The sequence below is a fragment of the Mesorhizobium maamorense genome (genome assembly GCF_044998965.1).
Classification (GTDB): Bacteria; Pseudomonadota; Alphaproteobacteria; order Rhizobiales; family Rhizobiaceae; genus Mesorhizobium.
Window position 1 is genome coordinate 2,478,773 of record NZ_CP173356.1, and the last position, 21,367, is coordinate 2,500,139.

The 21,367-nt window shown below is 61.0% G+C and carries 24 protein-coding genes, 1 tRNA gene and 1 pseudogene; 10 read left to right on the plus strand and 16 right to left on the minus strand.

What is annotated here, in order from left to right; all coding sequences use genetic code 11:
• Window positions 1–13 precede the first annotated feature (13 nt).
• The 3 genes and pseudogenes from ACIU1A_RS12710 (at window position 14) to ACIU1A_RS12720 (ending at window position 1,803) form a co-directional block, all read left to right on the plus strand.
• Window positions 14–733: a heme-copper oxidase subunit III family protein gene (locus ACIU1A_RS12710; protein ID WP_140495792.1), complete on the plus strand. Its 720-nt coding sequence runs from the start codon at window positions 14–16 to the stop codon at window positions 731–733.
• A gap of 9 nt (window positions 734–742) precedes the next feature.
• Window positions 743–1,140: pseudogene (locus ACIU1A_RS12715) on the plus strand (cytochrome C oxidase subunit IV family protein).
• 189 nt (window positions 1,141–1,329) lie between these two features.
• Entirely contained in the window at window positions 1,330–1,803 is a 474-nt protein-coding gene (locus ACIU1A_RS12720) for an aminoacyl-tRNA deacylase (RefSeq protein ID WP_140495790.1), read from the plus strand.
• 59 nt (window positions 1,804–1,862) lie between these two features.
• Here the strand turns inward: ACIU1A_RS12720 and ACIU1A_RS12725 are convergent, their stop codons facing one another.
• From ACIU1A_RS12725 to tig, 5 genes are all read right to left on the minus strand, one after another.
• Window positions 1,863–2,684 carry a DUF2189 domain-containing protein gene (locus ACIU1A_RS12725; RefSeq protein ID WP_140517100.1) on the minus strand — a complete coding sequence of 274 codons (822 nt, stop codon included), beginning with the start codon at window positions 2,682–2,684 and terminating at the stop codon, window positions 1,863–1,865.
• 312 nt (window positions 2,685–2,996) lie between these two features.
• The gene (locus tag ACIU1A_RS12730) at window positions 2,997–3,932 is read right to left on the minus strand and encodes a heme o synthase (protein WP_140896042.1); all 936 of its coding nucleotides are present in this window, start codon (window positions 3,930–3,932) and stop codon (window positions 2,997–2,999) included.
• A 152-nt stretch (window positions 3,933–4,084) separates the two neighbouring features.
• The gene (locus ACIU1A_RS12735; RefSeq protein WP_140495787.1) at window positions 4,085–4,465 is read right to left on the minus strand and encodes a cytochrome c family protein; all 381 of its coding nucleotides are present in this window, start codon (window positions 4,463–4,465) and stop codon (window positions 4,085–4,087) included.
• 192 nt (window positions 4,466–4,657) lie between these two features.
• On the minus strand, window positions 4,658–5,176 hold the full coding sequence (locus tag ACIU1A_RS12740) for a hypothetical protein (RefSeq protein ID WP_140495786.1): 519 nt from the start codon (window positions 5,174–5,176) through the stop codon (window positions 4,658–4,660).
• 163 nt (window positions 5,177–5,339) lie between these two features.
• A complete protein-coding gene (gene tig, locus ACIU1A_RS12745; protein WP_140495785.1) occupies window positions 5,340–6,815 on the minus strand; it encodes a trigger factor in 1,476 nt (491 codons plus the stop codon).
• A gap of 475 nt (window positions 6,816–7,290) precedes the next feature.
• Between tig and ACIU1A_RS12750 the strand changes: the two genes are divergently transcribed.
• A tRNA-Leu gene (locus ACIU1A_RS12750) sits at window positions 7,291–7,375 on the plus strand.
• Between the two features lie 63 nt (window positions 7,376–7,438).
• Here the strand turns inward: ACIU1A_RS12750 and ACIU1A_RS12755 are convergent.
• The 3 genes from ACIU1A_RS12755 to ACIU1A_RS12765 form a co-directional block, all read right to left on the minus strand.
• Window positions 7,439–7,657: a hypothetical protein gene (locus ACIU1A_RS12755; RefSeq protein ID WP_140495784.1), complete on the minus strand. Its 219-nt coding sequence runs from the start codon at window positions 7,655–7,657 to the stop codon at window positions 7,439–7,441.
• A gap of 195 nt (window positions 7,658–7,852) precedes the next feature.
• Window positions 7,853–8,437 (minus strand): GDYXXLXY domain-containing protein, encoded by a 585-nt coding sequence (locus tag ACIU1A_RS12760; protein ID WP_404927429.1) that lies wholly within the window; start codon window positions 8,435–8,437, stop codon window positions 7,853–7,855.
• The gene (locus ACIU1A_RS12765; RefSeq protein WP_140555293.1) at window positions 8,434–9,552 is read right to left on the minus strand and encodes a DUF2157 domain-containing protein; all 1,119 of its coding nucleotides are present in this window, start codon (window positions 9,550–9,552) and stop codon (window positions 8,434–8,436) included. The genes ACIU1A_RS12760 and ACIU1A_RS12765 overlap by 4 nt, the downstream gene beginning before the upstream one ends.
• Before the next feature lie 236 nt (window positions 9,553–9,788).
• On the opposite strand from ACIU1A_RS12765, the gene ACIU1A_RS12770 reads away from it, so the two are divergent.
• From ACIU1A_RS12770 to ACIU1A_RS12790, 5 genes are all read left to right on the plus strand, one after another.
• On the plus strand, window positions 9,789–9,929 hold the full coding sequence (locus ACIU1A_RS12770; protein ID WP_013531315.1) for a DUF1127 domain-containing protein: 141 nt from the start codon (window positions 9,789–9,791) through the stop codon (window positions 9,927–9,929).
• A 48-nt stretch (window positions 9,930–9,977) separates the two neighbouring features.
• On the plus strand, window positions 9,978–10,118 hold the full coding sequence (locus ACIU1A_RS12775; protein WP_013531314.1) for a DUF1127 domain-containing protein: 141 nt from the start codon (window positions 9,978–9,980) through the stop codon (window positions 10,116–10,118).
• 564 nt (window positions 10,119–10,682) lie between these two features.
• Window positions 10,683–12,092: a methylenetetrahydrofolate--tRNA-(uracil(54)-C(5))-methyltransferase (FADH(2)-oxidizing) TrmFO gene (trmFO, locus tag ACIU1A_RS12780; RefSeq protein WP_404927430.1), complete on the plus strand. Its 1,410-nt coding sequence runs from the start codon at window positions 10,683–10,685 to the stop codon at window positions 12,090–12,092.
• A gap of 66 nt (window positions 12,093–12,158) precedes the next feature.
• Window positions 12,159–12,449 carry a type II toxin-antitoxin system ParD family antitoxin gene (locus tag ACIU1A_RS12785; RefSeq protein WP_404927431.1) on the plus strand — a complete coding sequence of 97 codons (291 nt, stop codon included), beginning with the start codon at window positions 12,159–12,161 and terminating at the stop codon, window positions 12,447–12,449.
• Entirely contained in the window at window positions 12,433–12,762 is a 330-nt protein-coding gene (locus ACIU1A_RS12790) for a type II toxin-antitoxin system RelE/ParE family toxin (RefSeq protein WP_404927432.1), read from the plus strand. The genes ACIU1A_RS12785 and ACIU1A_RS12790 overlap by 17 nt, the downstream gene beginning before the upstream one ends.
• 17 nt (window positions 12,763–12,779) lie before the next feature.
• Here ACIU1A_RS12790 and ACIU1A_RS12795 read toward each other — a convergent pair whose 3' ends face one another.
• From ACIU1A_RS12795 to yajC, 7 genes are all read right to left on the minus strand, one after another.
• Window positions 12,780–13,730, minus strand: a complete 951-nt coding sequence (locus ACIU1A_RS12795; RefSeq protein WP_404927433.1) for a sterol desaturase family protein — start codon at window positions 13,728–13,730, stop codon at window positions 12,780–12,782.
• The gene (locus tag ACIU1A_RS12800) at window positions 13,730–14,155 is read right to left on the minus strand and encodes a hypothetical protein (protein ID WP_404927434.1); all 426 of its coding nucleotides are present in this window, start codon (window positions 14,153–14,155) and stop codon (window positions 13,730–13,732) included. The genes ACIU1A_RS12795 and ACIU1A_RS12800 overlap by 1 nt, the downstream gene beginning before the upstream one ends.
• 82 nt (window positions 14,156–14,237) lie before the next feature.
• Window positions 14,238–15,053, minus strand: a complete 816-nt coding sequence (locus tag ACIU1A_RS12805) for a phytoene/squalene synthase family protein (protein ID WP_404927435.1) — start codon at window positions 15,051–15,053, stop codon at window positions 14,238–14,240.
• 25 nt (window positions 15,054–15,078) lie between these two features.
• Window positions 15,079–15,468, minus strand: a complete 390-nt coding sequence (locus tag ACIU1A_RS12810) for an Mth938-like domain-containing protein (protein ID WP_140495776.1) — start codon at window positions 15,466–15,468, stop codon at window positions 15,079–15,081.
• Window positions 15,469–15,497: 29 nt separating this feature from the next.
• On the minus strand, window positions 15,498–18,050 hold the full coding sequence (gene secDF / locus ACIU1A_RS12815; protein ID WP_140495775.1) for a protein translocase subunit SecDF: 2,553 nt from the start codon (window positions 18,048–18,050) through the stop codon (window positions 15,498–15,500).
• 89 nt (window positions 18,051–18,139) lie between these two features.
• Entirely contained in the window at window positions 18,140–19,210 is a 1,071-nt protein-coding gene (locus tag ACIU1A_RS12820; RefSeq protein ID WP_140623387.1) for a SecDF P1 head subdomain-containing protein, read from the minus strand.
• Between the two features lie 52 nt (window positions 19,211–19,262).
• A complete protein-coding gene (gene yajC / locus ACIU1A_RS12825) occupies window positions 19,263–19,601 on the minus strand; it encodes a preprotein translocase subunit YajC (RefSeq protein WP_140495773.1) in 339 nt (112 codons plus the stop codon).
• A gap of 287 nt (window positions 19,602–19,888) precedes the next feature.
• Between yajC and ACIU1A_RS12830 the strand changes: the two genes are divergently transcribed.
• On the plus strand, window positions 19,889–20,764 hold the full coding sequence (locus ACIU1A_RS12830; protein WP_404927436.1) for an ATP-binding protein: 876 nt from the start codon (window positions 19,889–19,891) through the stop codon (window positions 20,762–20,764).
• An 83-nt stretch (window positions 20,765–20,847) separates the two neighbouring features.
• On the opposite strand, the gene ACIU1A_RS12835 is transcribed toward ACIU1A_RS12830, so the two are convergent.
• Entirely contained in the window at window positions 20,848–21,153 is a 306-nt protein-coding gene (locus ACIU1A_RS12835) for a hypothetical protein (RefSeq protein ID WP_140495771.1), read from the minus strand.
• Window positions 21,154–21,367 lie beyond the last annotated feature (214 nt).

The following is a 21,367-nucleotide window of genomic DNA, read 5'->3' on the forward strand; positions in this document are numbered from 1 at the left end:
GAGGAACGGGCGGATGGCAGAGACACTCACGCATATCGCTCAGACAGAGCCGCGGCCCGCAGGCTGGCAAGGCATCGCCGCCGACTGGTCCTCGGATCAGCGGGCGTTCAAGAACGTGTCATGGGGCAAGGCCATGATGTGGATCTTCCTGCTCAGCGACACCTTCATCTTCGGCTGCTTTCTGCTCTCCTATATGACCGCGCGCATTTCGACACGCGTGCCGTGGCCCAATCCCAGCGAGGTCTTTGCGCTTCGTATCGGCGGCTCGGATATTCCGCTGATCCTTATTGCCATCATGACTTTCGTGCTGATCTCAAGCAGCGGAACCATGGCCATGGCGGTCAATTTCGGCTATCGCCGCGACCGCCGCAAAACGGCAATCCTGATGCTTCTGACCGCAGCACTCGGTGCGACCTTTGTCGGTATGCAAGCCTTCGAATGGACCAAGCTGATCACCGAAGGCGTGCGGCCCTGGGGCAATCCCTGGGGCGCTGCCCAGTTCGGGTCAACCTTTTTCATGATCACCGGCTTCCACGGCACGCATGTGACAATCGGGGTGATCTTCCTGATCATCGTGGCGCGAAAGGTGTGGCGTGGAGATTTTGACTTTGGGCGGCCCGGCTTCTTTACCAGCCGCAGGGGCCGCTACGAGAACGTCGAGATCATGGGACTCTACTGGCATTTCGTCGACCTGGTCTGGGTCTTCATTTTCGCGTTCTTCTATCTTTGGTGAGAGGCAGATATGGCTGAAGCAACCGCAAACGGCCTCGGGCAACACACGCTGCACGCTACTCATGACGCGGCGACGACCGGCGCCCCCCGGCAGAAGTTCATCAGGAGCACCCGATCAAGCTTTATCTGGTGGTCTGGGCATGGCTGTTCATTCTCAGCACCTGCTCCTATCTGATCGATTATTTCGGTCTGCACGGCTATCTCAGATGGTCGCTGATCCTGATCTTCATGATCCTCAAGGCAGGGCTCATCGTCGCCATTTTCATGCACATGGCCTGGGAACGGCTGGCGCTGACATACGCAATCATCCTGCCGCCCGTGCTGGTGTTGGTATTCGTGGCGATGATGGTCTTTGAAGCGGATTACACGCTTCTCACCCGGATGGCGTTTTTCGGGGCTGGGCCCTGACGCCAAATCGGAGTTCAGACCTTGTCGATGGCCGATCAGGATTCCGACGATGCTGCGGGCGGTCCGTTGCCGCCACCCTCGCCTTGAAACAATCGACGGTTGGGCCATCTTTATTCATACCGAAACGACGGAAGCGAAATGATTGCCGCGTTTTGACCTGCGTCGCGAACTCAGCAAGGGACGCCCAAAATGACAATCGCAAACAAACTGAAGGACTATATCGACCGGAAAGGGATTTCCTACGATACTGTCGCGCATCATCGCACGGCCACAAGCAGGCAGGCCGCCATAGCCGCGCACGTGCCCGGCAGCATAATGGCCAAATCGGTGCTCGTTCACCACGATCTGGGTTATGCGCTGGCCGTGGTCCCCAGCACACATAGGATCGAGCTCGGCGCGTTGCAGAAGGTCATGGACAAGAATCTTGGACTCGCCACCGAAGATGAAGCGGTTTCGCTCTTTGGCGATTGCGATACCGGCGCCATTCCGCCGATCGGCGCGGCCTACGATGTGCCGGTAGTCCTTGACGAAAGCCTTGGCGGTGCCGCCGATATCTATTTCGAAGGCGGCGATCACAGGACGCTGGTGCGTGTCAGCGGCAAGGATTTCCGTAACCTGACTATGGGCGCCCACCAGGCCCGCTTCAGCCATCCGGCTTACTGAAGCCGGAAAGGGCTCTGATCAACCTGCACGCACCGGTCCTTGCCGGCGCGGCAGGGAGTTCATCGAGGCGCCGGTCCGGCCGTCGGCGGCGGTTCCACGACCTTGCGGTAGACATGCCAGGTAGCGTGACCGAGGATCGGCAGCACGACCGCCAACCCCGCGAATACTGGCAGCGTGCCGATGATCAGGGCGACGGCGACAATCAGGCCCCATACCGCCATCACGATCGGGTTCGCCAGCACCACGCGCACCGAGGTGTGGATGGCTTCATAGGCGCCGACATCTCGCTCGAGCAACAACGGGAAGGCGACGACCGTCGTGCACAGCACGATCGCAGCGAAGACGAAGCCGATGGCGTGCCCCAGGATGATGAGCGTCCAGCCGCGTCCTGTGGCGAATATGTCATTGATGAAGCTGGAGAAGGATTGCGGTGGGGCGGGGCCGAACAGGTGTTGGTAAAACGCCTGCGCAGTCAAAAGCCAGGCGATGAAGATTGCAAGCAGCATGATCGCAACCGCGGCGATGGCTGGCAGCGCCGGAGAATTCCTGACCTCGAAGGCGGCCCTCCATGAGGCGTCTAGCCCGGCTTCCCGTCGCCGGCTGATCTCATAGAGGCCGATTGCGGCGAATGGACCAATTAGCGCAAATCCGGACACGAGCGGAAACAACAATGGGAGCGTGTTATTGCCTGATGTCCAGACTGCAAGCACGACCCCCGCAAGCGGGTAGATCAGGCAGAGAAAAATGATGTGCGACGGTTTGACCATGAAATCGTCGACGCCGCGCCTGAGCGCATCGAAAAGGTCGGTGACACCGATCTTGCGAATTCTGGTGTGCTCCAGCGTCTCGCTGGCGCCTGCTATGACGTGAAAGCTTGCCATGACCATTCCTCCAGACAGGTCTGGTAAGGCCGCGGTTTCACGGTGCTGCCGTTCTGCATGACTGGCCACGCAAACCGCGACCTGCACCAGGATCAATATACTCTCATGCGAGCGACTTGTCGCGCTTTGTAAGAAGGTTGGGTAAGAAGGCCCGGTCGCCTGGCTAGCTCTGGACGCCTTTCTTCGATATTCTCCTCAAGTCGAAGGTGAAGGGTCATGGACGGAAGGACAGTTCTCATACTCGGCCTTGGCGTCGTTGTTCTGCTGCTGCTGGGTTTTTGCGCACTGCCGACGTAATGTTTTGCGCCGGCGTCAACGGCCGGCTGATGCGATCGTACGCATTACAGTAGTGTCGGCAAGTAACGTTGCAAAGATAGCGAACAGGTAGAAAATCGAATAAGAAAACAACGCCTTTGCTTGCTTCATCTCCTTGTCGGGGATGGTGAGCACCTTGCAGGCGCGCCAGACGAATCCCGCACCCAAGACGGTCGAGACAATCCCGTAATATCCGCTCGCGAATCCAAAGGCCCAGGGAAGCACGCCGATTGGCGCCAGAACCAGCGAATAGGCCAAGATTTGCTTTCTGGTCGAGGGTTGGCCAGCCACGTTCGGCATCATGGGGATGCCCGCCGCGGCGTACTCTCCGACCTTGAACAGGGCTAGCGCCCAGAAATGCGGTGGTGTCCAGAGGAAAATGATCAGGAACAGAATGATGCTTTCAATGCCGATGGCGCCGGTGGCAGCAGCCCACCCGATCACCGGAGGAAGAGCGCCTGCCGCGCCACCTATGACGATGTTCTGCGGTGTCGAGCGTTTCAGCCAGATCGTATAGATGACGACGTAGAAGAAGATGGTGAATGCCAGCAGCGATGCGGCAAGCCACCCCACCAGCACGCCGAGCACCGTCACCGAAAGTGCGGAAAGCACCAGACCGAAGCCGAGGGCTTCGCCTGGCGCGACGCGGCCCGACGGGATTGGCCGCTTGGACGTGCGAGACATCAACGCATCTATGTCCGCGTCGTACCACATGTTGAGCGCCCCGGCCGCGCCTGCTCCCATCGCAATCGCACTGATGGCGATCACCGCGATGACCGGATTCGTCGGGCCAGGCGCCGTCATTAGGCCCACGAAAGCAGTGAATACGGCAAGCGCCATGACCCGCGGTTTTAAAAGCGCGAAGAAATCACCCGCCGTCGCTTCCGGAAGGCGGATGACGATATCCTTGAGGCGGCTTTCCCTAGTCGACATCTCAGACCGATGGAAGCAAGAAACCTAGGCCATGATCCCGAACCGAAGGCACGCGTGAGCGAAATTGAAACCCGGTTTTTGCTTACGCGGCCCCTTCGGGTTCGGACGAGATCACGGCGAACGAGAGGATAGACGCATGGCGGAGGAGAAAGTCACTTGGAGAACGTTTTCAAATAGGCGATGACGTTGGTCACGTCTGCATCGTTCTTGAGGCCGGGAAACGCCATCTTGGTGCCTTTGACCATAGCCTTGGGATCGTGAAGATAGGTCATCAGTGTTGGTTCGTCCCATTTGACGCCGGATTTGCCGGCCGCAATCATGGCGTCGGAATATTTGAAACCGGGATGCGTACCGGCAGTGCGGCCGATGACGCCGTGCAGCGATGGACCGATCTTGTTCTTGTCCTCGTCCGCAATGTGGCAGGCCTTGCATTTGGTGAAGACCTTCTCGCCAGCCGCAGTATCCTGAGCCTGCGATGGATTGGCGACGAAGGTTGCAACAAACACGACGGCGAAAAATGCGGCTAAGCGCATGACTTTTTCCTCCCTGATCGTCAAATGCGCCTGAGACGATCTGGTATAAGCCAGCATCGCCAGCGAAGCGCCTTGTACGGCAGAACAGATTGTCCACTTCTCCCATATGAAATTGCGGCCTCTATATACCACGGAATCTGGCCGGCAGGTAGAAGAGGTCGACCTACAAAGGTTTAGGTTGTCCGCAGCGGATCAAGGCATAGCAGTGTTGCAGCTGCCGGCGAGCTGGCTGACCGCTTCATCAAATCCGGTCAGATCGAAATCGGCGTGGCCCCGCCCCGACAGCAGCCCGAAGCGCCACGAAAGCTGGAGCCGGTTCGCGGCGGTAAGGCGCTTTATGCCGTCGGCGCCATCGCGCACCAGCATGCGGCCGCGCGGGCCGACCAACCAGCTCTCGTCGAACTTGTTGTCGCCGTCGACGGTGACCGACATGGTGATCTTGCGATTGGCCGAGACGGTGTCGTTCAATTGCAACCATTCGGTCCAGCGCGGTTGGCTGTCCGGGCGGCAGGCGATGGTCAGGATCGGGCTATAGCTCAGGGCGCCACCGCCGGTGATCAGCTTGTTGGTGGCATGGACCGAAGCCGTGACAAGGCCGTCATCGTCCGTGCCGATGCGCCAGGTGCCGGCATCGGCCTGGGCGAAATCGCAGGCAAAGGCCAGGACGATCGCCAAGGCGACGACGCGTCGCGTTTCGAAGAATAGGCTCAACCGCCCCTCCAACAACCCTGTGGTTTGCAGCAGGAGCGCAGATAGTGATCAATGCTTGGTATCGACAATGGTCACCGTCCGCGAAACGGATTGGCTGTTGCAGTTTCGCAACGAAAAAGGCCGCCTCGAGGGGCGGCCTTCGTCAGTTCCATCAACTCGGGATTTACTCGGCGTCCTTGGCGGCCTTTTTCTTCGGCGCTGCCTTCTTCTTCGGCTCTTCCGCGTCGTCGCTCTTCTTGTCTTCAGTCTTCTTCGACGCGGCCTTCTTCGCCGGCTTCGCCTTGGTCGCGGTCTCGGCTTCCTCGTCGTCGGCCATCAGCTCTTCCTTGCTGACCTTGACGTCGGTGACCGAGATCTGCCCGAGCAGGTGATCGACCACCTTCTCCTCGAACATCGGCGCGCGCAGCGCATTCAGCGCCTCGGGATTGTTGCGGTAGAACTCGAAGGCTTCCTGCTGCTGGTTGGCCGGGAAGCGACGAACCTGCTCGAACAGACCGCGCTGCAATTCCTCGTCCGACACGGTGACCCCGGCCTTCTCGCCGATCTCGGCCAGCACGAGGCCAAGGCGCACGCGGCGCTCGGCGAGCCGCATATATTCGGCGCGCGCTTCTTCCTCGGTCGTCTCTTCATCGGCGAAGGTGCGGCCGGCCGCTTCCAGATCGCGGTTGACCTGCGCCCAGATGTTGTTGAACTCGGCCTCGACAAGCCTCGAAGGCGCCTCGAACGAATAGGCCGCGTCAAGCTGGTCGAGCAGTTGGCGCTTGACCTTCTGGCGCGTCATCGAGCCGAACTGGCTCTCGATCTGGCCACGCACCACATCGCGCAGGCGCTCCAGCGATTCCAGGCCGAGGTTCTTGGCGGTCTCATCGTTGATTTCGAGTTCGCCCGGCTTGGACACTTCTTTGACCGTGACGTCGAAAGTCGCTTCCTTGCCGGCCAGATGCGCCGCCTGGTAGTTTTCCGGGAAGGTCACGGTGACCTGCTTTTCATCGCCGGCTTTGGCGCCGATGAGCTGATCCTCGAAGCCCGGAATGAATTCCTTGGAGCCAAGCACCAGCGGCTGATCCGTGCCGGCGCCGCCGGCAAAGGCCTCGCCGTCGATCTTGCCGACATAGTCGATCGTGACGCGGTCGCCTTCGGCCGCCTTGCCGGTCTTCGGCTCGTAGCTGCGCGCCGATTCGGCGACGCGCTTGACCTGCTCGTCAATCTCCGCGTCAGGGACGTCGAACACCTGGCGCGTTACCTTGATGTCGGAAAAATCCTTGATCTCGATGGGCGGGATGATCTCGTAGTTAAGGCGGAATTCGAAGTCGGCGCCGCCGGCCAGGATCTTCTCGGCTTCCTTCTCGTCCTCGGTCATGATGACTTCGGGCTGCATGGCGGCTTTTTCGCCGCGGCCCGAAATGATCGACCGGGTCGAATCGTTGAGGATCTCGTTGACCACTTCGGCCATGAACGACTTGCCATAGACCTTGCGCAGGTGCTGCACCGGCACCTTGCCGGGACGGAAGCCGTTGATGCGAACCTTGTTCCTGGCGTCCGTCAGCCGCGCCATCAGCTTGGCTTCCATGTCACCAGCCGGCACGGTGATCTTGATCTCGCGCTTGAGACCGGAATTGAGTGTTTCGGTGACCTGCATCGTAAAACCTTTGTTTTCACCAATGAGGCTGCCAAACGGCTCTCTGCCGTTCACAGCCTGCCGGTATAATCTTGCCGGGAATGGCTTTTGGTACGGAACCTGGCGATTTGACCTGAAATACGGCTCAAACTCTTCCAAACTGCGTTCCAAAATGTGAATAAGTCTTTGTTTTTCCTACTTCTTATCACATTTTGCAGAAGCGGATCGTCGCGTCCCGTCACATTCGACACGCCTTTTGTCACAGGCGAGGCCAATTTTCAACCATCTTCGCGTTTAGGCGAATAACCATCATTTCGGCCCTGACATTGACAGAATAATGGCTAATGGGATCGCCAGACCGTGCGGGCGTGAAGGAATTGCCAGACCCTCAGGTCGCGGCTGGCGGCTGCCGCGATATTCAAAGGACGATGCGGTATTCCACCTCACTCCCAAGACCTCGACAAGGCCGCCGAGGCTCTGCTACAGCCCGCCCGAGGCGCGTGTGGTGGAACTGGTAGACACAGCAGGTTTAGGTCCTGCCGCCGCAAGGCTTGGGGGTTCGAGTCCCTTCACGCGCACCACTGCCGGCATGGCATCGGATAGTCCACTAGCGCACAGGCGCTGGCAGGAAATCAGGACACTGCCTAGGCGAGCTTCTTGATACGTCCCTTGTCGAGGCGGAAGATGCCATCGTTACCGCCTTGGCGCTGGAAATCATCCTGCAATTCGTCCCATGTGCCAAGATACTGACCGCAGTCGTCGCACCGGATGCCCGTCGAAGGTTCGGCATCGGCAGGAATCCGCAGCCTTATCGTGCCGCAAAAAGGACACTCCAACTGGTGATCCAAGTACCCGGTCGCCATGGGCTTTCCATCTTTCTGAATGCCACCGCCAGCGTCGAGAATATACCTACCACGCAACACAATCCAGTGGCGAGACGCTAGCGCCGTAAAGGACGCCCCTGAGGTCGATTAGACGTAAGCTTCCAAGGCTTGAGCCTTCGAGGCCGCACCGCCCTCCCCGTTCAAGCAATGGATGGCAGCCCACCCCTGCACACCTTAATATAGAGGCTCCTGAAACAGCGTCTTGTCGCCGTCCACCAGCGCCTTGATCTGGGCGGTGCCGTCGCTGGCCAGTGCAAGACGGATCCCGAACGGGCGTACCCGCATGTCGTTCTGGATTGCCATCCCCTCGCCTTCCGGCAGGTAGAACCGTTCGATGCCGTAATCCGGCGCGATCGTCAGTCCCTCGCCGCGAAGATCCCAGCCTCCGGCGACATGACCGCGAATATCGGCCTCGTCGGCACCGGTCGGTGTCGGCGCCGCGCCGAACCACGCGGCGCTCGGCGTCCAGTAGCCGTCGGCGTTCTTCTTCAGACGGACGACGATCGAGGTGTCGTCGCTGGAAAGTTTTCCGGCCGGGATGTTGGCGATCATCTTCACCGGTATGCGCGAGATGTCGTAGCCGAGGATGATATAGTCGCCGCGCAGCAGGTCGCGCGGATCGACAGGCTCGATCTTCAGCAGCACTTCCTTGCCGCTGCGCAGGATCGCCGCCCGGCCGGCGATGATCCAACCCAGGAAGCCGATCTGGACGAGCGCCAGCACCAGCGCCGAGATGACGAGCCTCTTTCCGGTCATCATGCCGTGGCTCCTCCGGTGGCCGGATCCTTCATGCGTTTCTCCACGCGGATGATGACGATCGCCAGGATGCCAAGCAGCACCGCCGCGGCAAGGAAGAAGCCGGCGGTGTCGAGCATCGACTGCAAGGTCACGACATAGATCATGGCGAGTTCGAAGGCGAAGCCGAGATAGGCAAGCCAGCGCAGGCCACGGCTCTCGCGCCCCGCGAGCACAATGGCGGCGACAATGCCGGCCAGCGCGACGACCGAAGCAATGGCGAAGCCTCTGTCGTAGCTGCTTTCGCCGGCCAGTTCGAACTGGATGATGGCCAGTCCGGTGAGGAAGCCAAGCAGAGCATGCAGCGGCAAGCGGCCGCCAAGCTGCACGATCCGGTCTACCGGTTCCGGCGCGAAGAGGGAAGCCACGAACAACAATACCGATACGATGACCAGCGGGATCGCCACAGGCAGCGTCTCGTGATCCACGGCGACCAGCACAAGATAGAAGAGCAGCGACAGGATGATCAGGTGCCGCGCCGCCTGGCTGCGGGTCCAGAACGAGACGGCAAACAGCACAGCCGCCATGACGAGGAAGAGATGCGGAAATTCGCTGCGATTGAAATAGTCGAACCCTTTCAGGAACAGCCAGGCGTCGGCGATGCCGACCGCGGCGACGGTCAGCGGGTTGGACCGCAGCGCCACCGCCGCCAATGCGGTGCCGGCGCCCCAGGTGATCAAGGCCGAGGCCTCGTCGCCCGACAGATGGTACATCTGGCCGATCAGCGCGATCGAACCGCCGAAAGCCGCCGCCGCCACGATCCACAACGCCTCGCCGATCGCCGCGTGGTCGCGGGTTTTCAGCACTGCACCGCCGACATAGCCGCCAAGGATGACGGCAAAGAGCGCGGCAACGCGCGCCAGCCGCGGGATGGCTTCCCAGTTGGCGGCGACGAAGATCAGGATGGCCGCGCCGAACAGCAGCGCCGCCATCATCGCCAGGATCGAACCGAAGCTCAACGACTGGCGCGCGTTGATCTCGACGTCGCGCCGCAATGCATCGGCCGTCGGGGCGTCGATCAGTCCGGCCTCAAGCCATCGCGCAATGTCCGACCTGACCCGTGTCGCGTAGCCCGCCATGCTTCCCCCCTGCTGCTTGGTCGGTTTTTCAGCTGGAGCTGCCAAACCGTTGACGTCACGGCACTTTCTGATTCTGGCTTCTTTGTGTCAGGTCCGTGAAGGCTTGTTAATGTTGCATTGCACAATTTGCATTGCTGCCATGCAGCCATAGCGCTTTTAAATCGATATGGGCCCGCCTATTTATGGTTTGTACACAAACGGAATGATCCGCAAGAAAAGACGAAACGAGAAATACCATGAACCTGATCCGCAACTACCGCAACTGGCGCCGCTACCGGGACACAGTTTCCGAGCTGAGCCGCCTGAGCAACCGTGAACTGACCGACCTCGGCATCAGCCGCAGCGACATTCCTTACGTCGCTCGCAAGGCGGTCTAATCCTTCGGACCGCGAATGGTCCGAACCAGTTTCGAGAAGAGCATGACAATGAACCTGATCCGCAACTATCGTAACTGGCGCGTTTATCGCGAGACGGTTACCGAGCTGGGTCGCCTTTCCAACCGCCAGCTGCACGATCTCGGCATCGTCCGCGACGAAATCAAGATCATCGCCCGCCAGGCGATCTAACAACGGAATTTCGCCAGGGTCGACCTCCTCCCCGACCCTGACGAATACGGTCACCCCTTACCTCCTCCCAAGGGTTGATCACCAAAACGGCGCCCGCCGCACCTCCTCCCGCGGCGGGCGTTGTTTCTCGGAGCAAAACGAGTTTTGCTCCAGAAGCTTCGCCCCTCTTCAAAATGGCGAAAAGAATTTCGTCAAAGCCGACTCCTCCCCGGCGATGACGGATAGGCCCGACCTTCACCTCCTCCCGAAGGTTGGCCACCCAAACGGCGCCCGCCGCACCTCCTCCCGCGGCGGGCGTTGTTTCCCCGGAGCAAAACGAATTTTGCTCCAGAGGCTTCGCCCCTTTTCAAACGGCGAAAGGAATTTCGTCAAAGCCGACCTCCTCCCCGGCGATGACGAATACGGTCGGCCTTCACCTCCTCCCGAGGGTCGACCCCCAAAACGACACCCGCCGGACCTCCTCCCCCGGCGGGTGTTGTTGTTTTCAGGGCAACCTTCGCGGCCGCGGCCATGTTCCAGGCGCGGCAATTGCAATCGTCCCGCCAAGCGATTATTCCGGCGCTCATGAGCAAAAACCCCATCCACATCATCGGCGGTGGCCTCGCCGGATCCGAATCCGCATGGCAGGTTGCCCAGGCCGGCGTTCCCGTCGTGCTGCACGAAATGCGGCCCGTTCGCGGTACCGAGGCGCACAAGACCGACGGTCTGGCCGAACTCGTCTGCTCCAATTCCTTCCGCTCCGACGACGCCGAGAACAACGCCGTCGGTCTTTTGCATGCCGAAATGCGGCTGGCCGGCTCGCTGATCATGAGCGCCGGCGACGCCAACCAGGTGCCGGCCGGCGGGGCGCTGGCCGTGGACCGCGACGGATTTTCCGACGCGGTGACGGCCAGGATCGAGGCCCATCCGCTGATCTCCATCCAGCGCGAGGAAGTACCCGGCTTGCCGCCGGTCCAATGGGATCAGGCCATCATCGCCACCGGCCCGCTGACCGCACCCTCGCTCGCACAGTCGATTGCCGAAGCGACGGGCGCCGATGCGCTCGCCTTCTTCGATGCGATCGCGCCGATCATCCATTTCGACACGATCGGCATGGACACCTGCTGGTTCCAGTCCCGCTACGACAAGGTCGGGCCCGGCGGCACCGGCAAGGACTACATCAACTGTCCCTTGGACAAGGACCAGTATCTTGCCTTCGTGCAGGCACTGGTGGAGGGCCAGAAAACAGAATTCAAGCAATGGGAAGGCACGCCCTATTTCGACGGCTGCCTGCCGATCGAGATCATGGCCGAGCGTGGCGTCGAGACGCTGCGCTACGGGCCGATGAAGCCGATGGGCCTGACCAATGCGCACAATCCAACCGTCAAGGCCTACGCCGTCGTGCAACTGCGGCAGGACAATGCGCTGGGCACACTCTACAACATGGTCGGCTTTCAGACCAAATTGAAGCATGCCGAGCAGGTGCGCATTTTCCGCACGATTCCTGGTCTGGAGAACGCCGAATTCGCCCGCCTCGGCGGCCTGCATCGCAACACCTACATCAACTCGCCGACCTTGCTCGACGCCTCGCTGCAGCTGAAGTCGCGCCCGGGCCTGCGTTTCGCCGGCCAGATCACCGGTTGCGAAGGCTATGTTGAAAGCGCCGCCATCGGCCTGCTCGCCGGCCGCTTCGCCGCTGCCGAGCGGCTCGGCCACGCGCCGTCGCTGCCGCCACCCACCACGGCGTTCGGAGCGCTGCTCAACCACATCACCGGCGGACACATTGTTTCAGACGACGAGCCGGGAAAGCGCTCTTTCCAGCCGATGAACGTCAATTTCGGCCTGTTCCCGCCTGTCGAGGCGGTGAAGATCGAAGGCAAGCGCCTGCGCGGCAAGGACAAGACGGTCGCCAAAAGGCACGCGGTCACGTCGCGTGCGCTGGGTGATTGCCGGCAATGGCTGGGGCTGCCGGCGCAAGCTCAAGCGGCGGAATAGCCTTCCCGATTGGCCTGCCGCGGAAAGTAGGATAGTATCCTACTCGCTCGATCACGGGATCATTGCATGGAACCAGCCGAGAAACTGTCCGTCACCGTCACGCCCGCCATGGCGCGCATGATCCGCGAAAAAGTCGAGGACGGTTCCTTCGGTTCGGCGAGCGAAGTCATTCGCGCTGCGCTCCGCGCTTTCCAGCGCGAAGAGGAAGAGCATGCCGAGCGCATGGCTTCGATCCGGGCGCGGGTAAAATCTTCGATTGACGACACGAGGCCGAACCTTTCCGGAAAAGAGGTTCGCGAGCAGCTTAAGAAATTCGCTGAGCAATATTCGAGCCGCATTGATGATTCGGCGGCTTGAGGTCGAGTATCGCGAAAGTGCCAGAGACGATCTTACCAACATTTTCAGATACATAGTTGAGTCGGGCGGAAGCCCCAACGCGGCGCTGAGATTCGTGCTTCGAATTGAAGACCGTTGTCAAAACATCGGCAACGCACCTCGTGGCGGTCGCCTGCGCGACGACATCGTGCCGGGACTGCGAACCGTTCCGTTCGAGCACTCCGCCGTCATAGCCAATCTAATCGAGAGCGACATCATTCGCATCGTCAACATCTTTTACGGCGGCCGCGACTACGAGACATTGATGCGAGATGGCGGATCGGGCCCTTCCTAGATTGGCCCACGAAATAACTACTCGGCCGGCTCGGCACGCGCCGGTCGCAGCCCGGGCTTCCCGGCCTCACCCGGATTTCGCCTGACATAGGCTGCTTTCAGGCTCTCGGAGGTTTCGCGCGAGCCGTCATGGCTCCAGCCGGGCGGCTTGATCAGGTAGTTCAGGCGGTCGCTCAGGGTCAGATCAGGTGCGAAGGCATCCCTGAACATGCCGATCCATTCGTGGAAAGCCACTTTCAGCGGATTGAAGGTGCCAAGATTTTTCACGATGCCGTAGCGCGGGCGGTCCTCTTCCAACTCCTCGACGAAGGTGCCGAACATGCGGTCCCAGATGATCAACGTGCCGGCGTAGTTGGCGTCAAGGTAGCGCGGATTGGTGGCGTGGTGGACGCGGTGGTGCGAGGGCGTGTTGAAGACGAATTCGAACCAGCCCCACATCTTGCCGATCGTCTCGGTGTGGATCCAGAACTGCCAGATAAGGTTGAAGCCGAAGGTGAAGGCAATCACCGCCGGATGGAAGCCGAGCAGCACCAGCGGCGCCTGCAGCACGAACATGAAGGTGAACAGGCCCGTCCAGCTCTGCCTGAGTGCCGTCGACAGATTGTAGTGCTGGCTGGAATGGTGGTTGACGTGCTCGGCCCACACCCAGCGCACCCGATGCGCGATGCGGTGGTGGATGTAGTAGCGCAAATCATCGAGCAGGAAGGCCGCCAGGAACACCCAGATCGACAAGCCGAGGTTGAAGAAACGGAACTGCCAGAGCCACAGCAGCGCCCAGTAGGAGACGACGCCGAGCAGCAGCCCGGCGACGACATTGCCGGTGCCCATCATCAGGCTGGTCAGCGTGTCGCGCGTCTCGAACGAGCCCTTGGCCCGGCCGGTGCGCACCAGCCACAGCTCGATCAGGATGGCGGCAACGAAGAACGGGATGGCGAGCTGGGTAACCTGCGGGAAATTGTAATCGCCCATCACGCGGCCTCCTTGGTCGAACTAGGATGCTGCGGCTGAAGAACTCTTAGCACAGCGTGCGCGTCGGCAGCGTTAGCGAAGGTGAAGTGACCGCCTTTCCAGGTGAAATCGGCAAGGCGCAGCGCAATCGTCCCGGCACCATCGTCACTCCGCGCCAATACATCGCGCGGCGTGACGATACGCGTCAGGAAACGATCTCCGATGGCATGGACGATGCCAAGGCGCCCTCGCCCGAGTTCCAGGAACGCGGTTCGGCCATCGGATGTGAGGTGGATGGCGGCCGCCGGTTCATCCGGAAAATCCTCGGCAAAACGCTCTCGCGCCTGCTCCGCATCGGCCAGCCTGGCCTTGCGGCTGCCGCCGGAGAAATGAACGGCGGCGACCGACAGCGCGATGCCAAATACGACGATCACGACCAGGCTCATGGACAGGCATCTCCTCCAGCCGGCCTGTTGTCTTGGCAACAGTTCCCGGTTGAGCGATCCCTTAACACAATTGACGTTTACGTCAAACTGCTGGCCAGCCCACCATGGCGCGACGCAGCATGAGCCAGTGGCGGCGCATGGTCGAGAGTCGCACCGTGCCGTTGAGCGGCGGACCGCGTTCCATTTTCGTCAGGTAGGCTCGTGACAGGACCAGTGGCAGAAAGGCCGGGCGCAGCGAAGCCGGCAAATCCGATGCGCCTTTCTCGAAGGCCGAGAGATGCTCCCGCGCCAGCGCGATCATGGCGGCGACGGCGCGCTGCGCACCTGGTCCACCATCGTCGGTGACGAATTCCTCCGGAGACGAACCCGCCGCGGCCAGGATATCGGCCGGAACAAAACACTGTCCGCGCCTGCGATGCAGCGGCAGCAGGAGCAACAGCCCCGTAATCGCCTGCGCGCAACCGGCCCTACCGGCCAGTTCGGCGAAACGTGGCGCCACTCCTGGATCCAGCACCATTGCCGCCAGTTGAATAAGCGCGGCTGCCGTTTCGCCGCAATAGCCTTCGAGATCGGTTCGCGACGGCATCGGGTCGTCATAGAGGTCGAAGATCCGGGCCTCGAGCATATTCTCGAATGCCTGTTTCGGCAGGCCGTACCTGGAAATCGTGGCCTTCAGCACATCCGCGATCGGATGGCCCGTCTCGGACCCTTCGGCTGCGATGACATCGCGCCACCATTGCAACCGCACCTCGCCCGGCAAGGCCTCGCGGATGCGATCGCGAATGCCCGCGATTTCGGCGTTGAAGGCGTAGAGCGAAAACAGCGCATCGCGCTTGTCGGTCGGCGCGTAGAGCGCGCTGAGATAGCGGTCATGGTCGGCAGCACGCACGGCGCCCATGACGATTTCGCCCTTTTGGTCCACGTCAGTCGACGGCGATCAGCGCGGCGGCTACCGCGCGATCCTCTGCGAGCAGGACATTATATGTCCGCACCGCTGCACCGGTCGCCATCGGGTCGGCGGCTATGCCCGCGGTCTTCAAGGCGGCGCGAAGCCCCGCCGGCAAGGGTCGTAAATCCTTGCCGGTGCCGACCAGCAGGATTTCGATCTTCTCGGCCTGGGCCAGCAGCCGTTCGAAATCCGCCACCGTCAGCGCAGATGGGTCCGCCGGCTCCCAGCCATGGATACCCGACGGCAGGCACAGAAGCGAACCGCGATGCGACATGTCGGCGAAGCGGAAGCCGCCATTGCCATACGCCTCGATAGGGGCGCGGCCGGGGAAATGCGCCTCGCGGATGACGATGCCTTTGGCCATCCCTGCCGATCCGCCCTTCGGGTCGCGCGTCAGGTCGCGACCGCCTTGCCGCCGCCGACCGGCTTTTCCTCGTCCGAGCTCGTGGCCTGCGGCCGCAGCTTGAATAGGATCAGCAGCGGCGCGGCGATGAAGATCGACGAATAGGTGCCGAAGATGACGCCGAACAGCATTGCCATCGTGAACGAGCGGATCACCTCGCCGCCGAACAGCACCAGTGCCAGGAGCGCCAGGATCGTCGTCACCGAGGTCAGCGTCGTTCGCGACAGCGTCTCGTTGATGGCGTTGTTGAGGAGCTGCGGCAGTGGCATCTTCTTGTATTTCCTGAGATCCTCGCGAACGCGGTCATAGACCACGATCGTGTCGTTCAGCGAGTAGCCGATGATGGTCAGGATCGCCGCCAGCGACGATTGGTTGAACTCCAGCCCGGTTATAACGAAGAAGCCTATGGTCATGACCACGTCATGGACCGTCGCCACGATGGCGCCGACCGCGAACTGCCATTCGAAGCGGAACCAGACATAGATCAGGATACCCACCAGCGCGACCAGCATGGCGATCGTGCCTTGCTTGGCCAGTTCTCCTGACACGGTCGGTCCCACCACCTCGACGCGGCGGAAATCGTAATTGTCCTGCAACTCGCCACGAACCTTGTCGATGACGGTCTGCTCGGCATTCTCGCCGCCGTCCTGCGTGCCGACACGGATCAGCACGTCATTCGGCTCGCCGAACTGCTGCACCTGCACTTCGCCGATATTCAGTTCCGAGAGCCTGGCTCTGATGTCGGCAAGATCGGCATTGCCGCTCTTGGACTTCACCTCGATCAGCGATCCGCCCTTGAAATCGATGCCGTAATTGATGTCGACGGTCATGAACAGCACCACCGACAGGACCGACAGCAGGCTCGACAGCGCGAAGGTCCAGCGGCGGATGCCCATGAACGGGATCTTCGTGCCGGGCGGAATGAAGGTTACCGGCGCCCGCGGCAATTCCTTCGGGCGCGCGCGGCGCAGCCAGATGGACACCAGCAGCCGGGTAAAGGTGAAGGCGGTGAACACCGTGGTCAGGATGCCGATGGCGTAGGTGATGGCAAAGCCCTTCACCGGCCCCGTTCCGAGATAGAACAGCACCACGGTCGCGATCAGCGAGGTGACGTTGGAATCGACGATCGTCGCCAGCGCCTTCGAGAAGCCGGTGTCGATCGCCTGGATCACCGAGCGTCCGGCGCGCCGCTCCTCGCGGATGCGCTCATAAATCAGCACGTTGGAATCGACGGCCATGCCGATGGTCAGCACGATACCGGCAATGCCTGGCAAGGTCAGTGTCGCGCCAAGCAGCGATAGCAGTCCGACGATCATCGCCACGTGCACCGCCAGCGCGATGTTGGCGAGGAAGCCGAGGAAGCCGTAGGCGACGAACATGAAGGCGACGACAAGGATAGAGCCGATGATGCCGGCGACCTTGCCGGCATGGATCGAATCCTGGCCGAGGCCCGGACCCACCGTGCGCTCCTCGATCACGGTCAGCTTTGCCGGCAGCGCGCCTGCGCGCAGCAGGACCGCGAGGTCATTGGCGCTCTCGGCCGTGAAATTGCCTGAGATCTGGCCGCTGCCGCCCAGGATCGGCTCGCGGATCTGCGGCGCCGAAATCACCTGGTTGTCGAGGATGATGGCGAACAGCTTGCCGACATTCTGCGATGTCGCCTGCCCGAACCGTGTCGCGCCGCGCGAGTTGAAGGTGAAGGAAACCACCGGCTCGTTGGTCTGCGAGTTGTAGGTTGCGGTCGCTTTGGAGAGGTCTTCGCCGGAAACGATGACGCGATTTTCGATCAGGTAGGGAACCGGCGGATCGTCCTGCGAATAGAGGATCGATGAACCGGCCGGCGGACGGCCCTTCAGCGCATCCTGCACCGGCATAGACTGGTCCACCATCTGGAAGGTCAGCTTGGCGGTCTGGCCGATGATTTCCTTCAGCCTTTGCGGGTCCTGCAAACCGGGCACCTGCACCAGAATACGGTCGTCGCCCTGCCGCTGCACGATCGGTTCGGTGGTGCCGAGTTCGTTGACGCGGCGTTCGACGACTTCGATCGACTGTGCCAACGCAGCCGACGTGCGATATTTTATGCCGGCGTCGGTGACGGTGAATTTGAGCAGGCCGGGCTCGGAATCATCCAGCGCCATCTCCTGGACGGACCCGCCGGTGAACAGGCTTGCGGCGACCGGATCGGTCAGCGGCTTCAGTGCCGTCTTGGCCGCATCGAGCTGGTTCGGGTCCTGTATGCGGACCTGTACGGTCCTGCCCGTGCCCGCCAGGCCGGTATAGCCGATCTTGGCCTCGCGCAGCAGCGTCCTGATCTCGTCACGCGTCGTCTCCAGCTGCGCCTTGACCAGATCGTTCTGATCCATCTGGAGCAGGATGTGCGAGCCGCCCTGCAGGTCGAGGCCGAGCGTCATCTGCCGCTTGGGCACCCAGCTCGGAAGCTGCGCCAGCGTGCTTGCGGGAATGAGATTGGGCGCGGCGAGGACCACTGTGGCGGCCACGGCCAGCCAGATCAGGATCATCTTGAAGCGCGAGAAATAAAGCATCAGTTCTTATCCGTTCAGGCGTACAAGCGGCAGCATTCCGCCATCAGTTCGGTTCGCGGGCCCGTTTCTCATTCTGAGCACGGCCGGCCCTATCGTGCTTCTTCAGCGATTGTCAATCTTGCCGGCAATGGGCCGGTTCGCAACAGCATGGCGATGGTGTTGGCTTCCCGGACAGTGAAATTGCCCGAGACTTGACCGTAACCACCATCGATGGGCTCGCGAATGACAGGTGCTGAAATCACGTGGTCATCCAGGATCACAGCCAATGGCTTGCCCACATTTTGCGTTGTAACCTGTTTGAACCGTGCCGCGCCTTTGGCGCCAAACCGGAACACGACAACCGGTTCGTCATTTTGCTGCCCACTGTAAGTTGGGCGGGCGTCGAGCACGTCCTTATCCGAGAGGATGACCCGATTCTCGACCAGGTAAGGAACCGGCGGATCGTCCTGCGTATACACCACCAGCGAGCCAACAGGCGGGGAACCGCTGATCGCATCGTTCACCGGCATCGAAAGGTCAACCAAATGGAAGCTCAGGCGACCAGGCCGGGTGAGAATTTTTTCCAGCGTTTGCCGATCGGCGATGTCTGACGTCTGAACAAGTATGCCGTCTTGGTCCGCTGGTTGGGCCACCGTGCCGGCAACACGCAGATCTTGGAGACGATTTTTGATGACCTTAATCGACTGAGAAATCGCGTTAGAGGTCTGATACTTCAAACCCGCATCCGTCAGCGTGAATTTGAGCAAGCCGGCTTTGCCGGAATCCAGCGTCATTTCCTGAACGCGGCTGTCCGGGGCAACATCCGTTACCGTCTTGAGCGCTGTCTTTGCCGCCTCAAGCTGAGCCGGATTCGTGATGCGCACCTGCAAGGTCCTGCCCGACACAGCAAGCCCCGTGTAGCCGATCCTGGCCTCCATCAGAAGCGCCCGGACATCGCCACGCGCAATCTTCAGCCGGCCGTCGATCACATCCGCCACCACCAGATGGAGCAGGAGATGCGAACCGTCTTGCCCTGCTCGAACGACTGCCGGACTGTCGGCAGGCCGCTCGGGCCGCATGGCATGCGGACTGGCGGCGAAAAGGTTGGACGCGTCGAAGACGGTCATCGTGGCTACGGCAAGCCACGTCAGCATCATCTTCAGGCGCCAAAAATGAGACATATGCCGTCGCTTGTCAGGGCCCCGTCCGCGGATCGCTCCGCCTGGAATTTGGTTATTTCTTGGCGTTCTGGTTCGCCACCGGCTCACCCTTGACGCGCACGTCGGCGATCGTCGAGCGCAACGCCGTCACCTTCGTGCCGCCACCGAGGTCGATCTCGAGCTCATGGTCGTCGATCACCTTGGTTACCTTGCCGACGAAGCCGCCGCCGGTGACGACCGTGTCGCCGCGGCGCACGGCCGCCAGCATCTCGCCGCGCTTCTTCAGCTGCGTGCGCTGCGGCCGGATGATGAGAAAATACATGATCACGAAGATCAGGACGAACGGCAAAATGCTGATGAACATGTCGGGAGAAGCCCCAATGCCTTGGGCATATGCCGGTGTCACGAACATCGAGGTACTCCTGAATTTTGAAAACAGCCGCCAAACGGTTCAGTGGATTTGGCAGCCCCGCGAAATTTGGCCGGAATATAGTCGGTAAAGTTGCCAATGCAACTGCGTGGCCGGGCAAATCGGCTGCTTTTCCGGCCTGTTCGCCCGTGTTAGAGCATGACCGCGAAAAGCGCGAGCGGGTTTTCGCAAAAGATCGCGCTGTAACAAACGGTTGCAGCGAGTTTCGAAACCGTCGGGATCGAACCCGGCCACACCTTCCCTCGCGGAACCAGAGCAAAAGACCTGAGATGACCGATACCAGCATCGACGCATTGAACCAGAAACTCGACCGCCTGATCGAGGCGGTCAGCCGCCTCGCCCCGCCGCCTGTGCCCGAAACCGACCTTGGCGGAGCCGATTGCTTCGTCTGGCAGGCGGATCCGGGTTACCTGGAGCCGGTGCGCAAGGTGAACCGCGTCGACATCGGCCTGATCCGCGGCGTCGACCGTGTGCGCGACATCCTCGTCGACAACACAGAACGCTTCTCCTCCGGCTATGCCGCCAACAACGTGCTTTTGTGGGGCGCGCGCGGCATGGGCAAATCGTCGCTGGTCAAGGCCGCGCATGCCGCAATCAACGCCTCGCCGAAACTCGACCGCCCGCTCAAGCTGATAGAGATCCATCGGGAGGACATCGATACGCTGCCGAAGCTGATGACGCTGCTGAAGGCCGCGCCTTACCGCTTCATCCTGTTTTGCGACGACCTCTCCTTCGACCATGACGATACCTCCTACAAATCGTTGAAGGCAGCACTCGAAGGCGGCGTCGAAGGCCGCCCGGCCAATGTCATTTTCTACGCCACGTCGAACCGCCGCCATCTTCTGCCGCGAGACATGATCGATAATGAGCGCTCCACCGCCATCAATCCGTCCGAGGCGGTCGAGGAGAAGGTTTCGCTCTCCGATCGCTTCGGCTTGTGGCTCGGCTTCCACAAATGTTCGCAGGACGAATATCTCGAAATGGTCAACGGCTACGCCAGCCATCATGGCCTCGACATCGACCCCGGGCAGTTGCGCGCCGAGGCGCTGGAATGGGCGACGACACGCGGCAGCCGCTCGGGCCGCGTCGCCTGGCAGTTCACGCAGGACCTGGCTGGCCGGCTCGGCAAGCCGTTGAGAGACTAGGCGGGGTACAACGGGTGGGCAGGAGCCGGTCACAAACTTCGTGGCCGACCCCGTCCGTGGACGCCGGGTTGTCTATATCGTGTTCATTCCCGCACAGGCTTTATGCTTCCCAGGACCATCGGAATATCGGTTTGTATCCCTAGTGCGTCAGTCGCCCAGGCCTGCATTTCTGGTGAAGCATCACCTGATTTCAGGATGGAAATGGCCAGCTTGGACATGTCTGTGGGCGGTTTGGTATTGATTACCGCATAGGAGAAATAACCGGCCAGAACGGCACTTGCGATCGAAATGACCGGTGCAACAATTAAAGCAGTTGCTCGCACATGCGATTGCCAGCGATGCGTTGGGCTGGCGGACGGCAGTTCATCCTCTTCGACAGATTCAATCATTCCACTCTCCTTGCAGAGCGTCGAGAATGACTTTCCTCTACATTAGTTAAAATGCAGATAACCGCTTTTCTGACGGCGGCCCTGGTTTTGGAACGACGACATACATTGAGATAGCGACGTGCATCCCGCGACCAACTGAAAAAGCCCGCTCCTTGCGGGGCGGGCTGAGCCGGCGGGCCGGACTGGAGGTCAGGCGGCCCGCAAATCGCTTTTT

Excerpts from the sequence above, each read along its gene's own strand:
- trmFO (WP_404927430.1), top strand. The coding sequence starts at position 10,683 with ATGAGCAAAAACCCCATCCACATCATCGGCGGTGGCCTCGCCGGATCC.
- ACIU1A_RS12775 (WP_013531314.1), top strand. The coding sequence starts at position 9,978 with ATGAACCTGATCCGCAACTATCGTAACTGGCGCGTTTATCGCGAGACG.
- yajC (WP_140495773.1), bottom strand. The coding sequence starts at position 19,601 with ATGTTCGTGACACCGGCATATGCCCAAGGCATTGGGGCTTCTCCCGAC.
- tig (WP_140495785.1), bottom strand. The coding sequence starts at position 6,815 with ATGCAGGTCACCGAAACACTCAATTCCGGTCTCAAGCGCGAGATCAAG.
- ACIU1A_RS12835 (WP_140495771.1), bottom strand. The coding sequence starts at position 21,153 with ATGATTGAATCTGTCGAAGAGGATGAACTGCCGTCCGCCAGCCCAACG.
- ACIU1A_RS12735 (WP_140495787.1), bottom strand. The coding sequence starts at position 4,465 with ATGCGCTTAGCCGCATTTTTCGCCGTCGTGTTTGTTGCAACCTTCGTC.
- ACIU1A_RS12725 (WP_140517100.1), bottom strand. The coding sequence starts at position 2,684 with ATGGCAAGCTTTCACGTCATAGCAGGCGCCAGCGAGACGCTGGAGCAC.
- ACIU1A_RS12755 (WP_140495784.1), bottom strand. The coding sequence starts at position 7,657 with ATGGCGACCGGGTACTTGGATCACCAGTTGGAGTGTCCTTTTTGCGGC.
- ACIU1A_RS12710 (WP_140495792.1), top strand. The coding sequence starts at position 14 with ATGGCAGAGACACTCACGCATATCGCTCAGACAGAGCCGCGGCCCGCA.
- ACIU1A_RS12720 (WP_140495790.1), top strand. The coding sequence starts at position 1,330 with ATGACAATCGCAAACAAACTGAAGGACTATATCGACCGGAAAGGGATT.
- ACIU1A_RS12765 (WP_140555293.1), bottom strand. The coding sequence starts at position 9,552 with ATGGCGGGCTACGCGACACGGGTCAGGTCGGACATTGCGCGATGGCTT.
- ACIU1A_RS12730 (WP_140896042.1), bottom strand. The coding sequence starts at position 3,932 with ATGTCGACTAGGGAAAGCCGCCTCAAGGATATCGTCATCCGCCTTCCG.
- ACIU1A_RS12810 (WP_140495776.1), bottom strand. The coding sequence starts at position 15,468 with ATGGCCAAAGGCATCGTCATCCGCGAGGCGCATTTCCCCGGCCGCGCC.
- ACIU1A_RS12830 (WP_404927436.1), top strand. The coding sequence starts at position 19,889 with ATGACCGATACCAGCATCGACGCATTGAACCAGAAACTCGACCGCCTG.
- ACIU1A_RS12770 (WP_013531315.1), top strand. The coding sequence starts at position 9,789 with ATGAACCTGATCCGCAACTACCGCAACTGGCGCCGCTACCGGGACACA.
- ACIU1A_RS12785 (WP_404927431.1), top strand. The coding sequence starts at position 12,159 with ATGGAACCAGCCGAGAAACTGTCCGTCACCGTCACGCCCGCCATGGCG.
- ACIU1A_RS12760 (WP_404927429.1), bottom strand. The coding sequence starts at position 8,437 with ATGATGACCGGAAAGAGGCTCGTCATCTCGGCGCTGGTGCTGGCGCTC.
- secDF (WP_140495775.1), bottom strand. The coding sequence starts at position 18,050 with ATGCTTTATTTCTCGCGCTTCAAGATGATCCTGATCTGGCTGGCCGTG.
- ACIU1A_RS12800 (WP_404927434.1), bottom strand. The coding sequence starts at position 14,155 with ATGAGCCTGGTCGTGATCGTCGTATTTGGCATCGCGCTGTCGGTCGCC.
- ACIU1A_RS12790 (WP_404927432.1), top strand. The coding sequence starts at position 12,433 with ATGATTCGGCGGCTTGAGGTCGAGTATCGCGAAAGTGCCAGAGACGAT.
- ACIU1A_RS12795 (WP_404927433.1), bottom strand. The coding sequence starts at position 13,730 with ATGGGCGATTACAATTTCCCGCAGGTTACCCAGCTCGCCATCCCGTTC.
- ACIU1A_RS12805 (WP_404927435.1), bottom strand. The coding sequence starts at position 15,053 with ATGGGCGCCGTGCGTGCTGCCGACCATGACCGCTATCTCAGCGCGCTC.
- ACIU1A_RS12820 (WP_140623387.1), bottom strand. The coding sequence starts at position 19,210 with ATGTCTCATTTTTGGCGCCTGAAGATGATGCTGACGTGGCTTGCCGTA.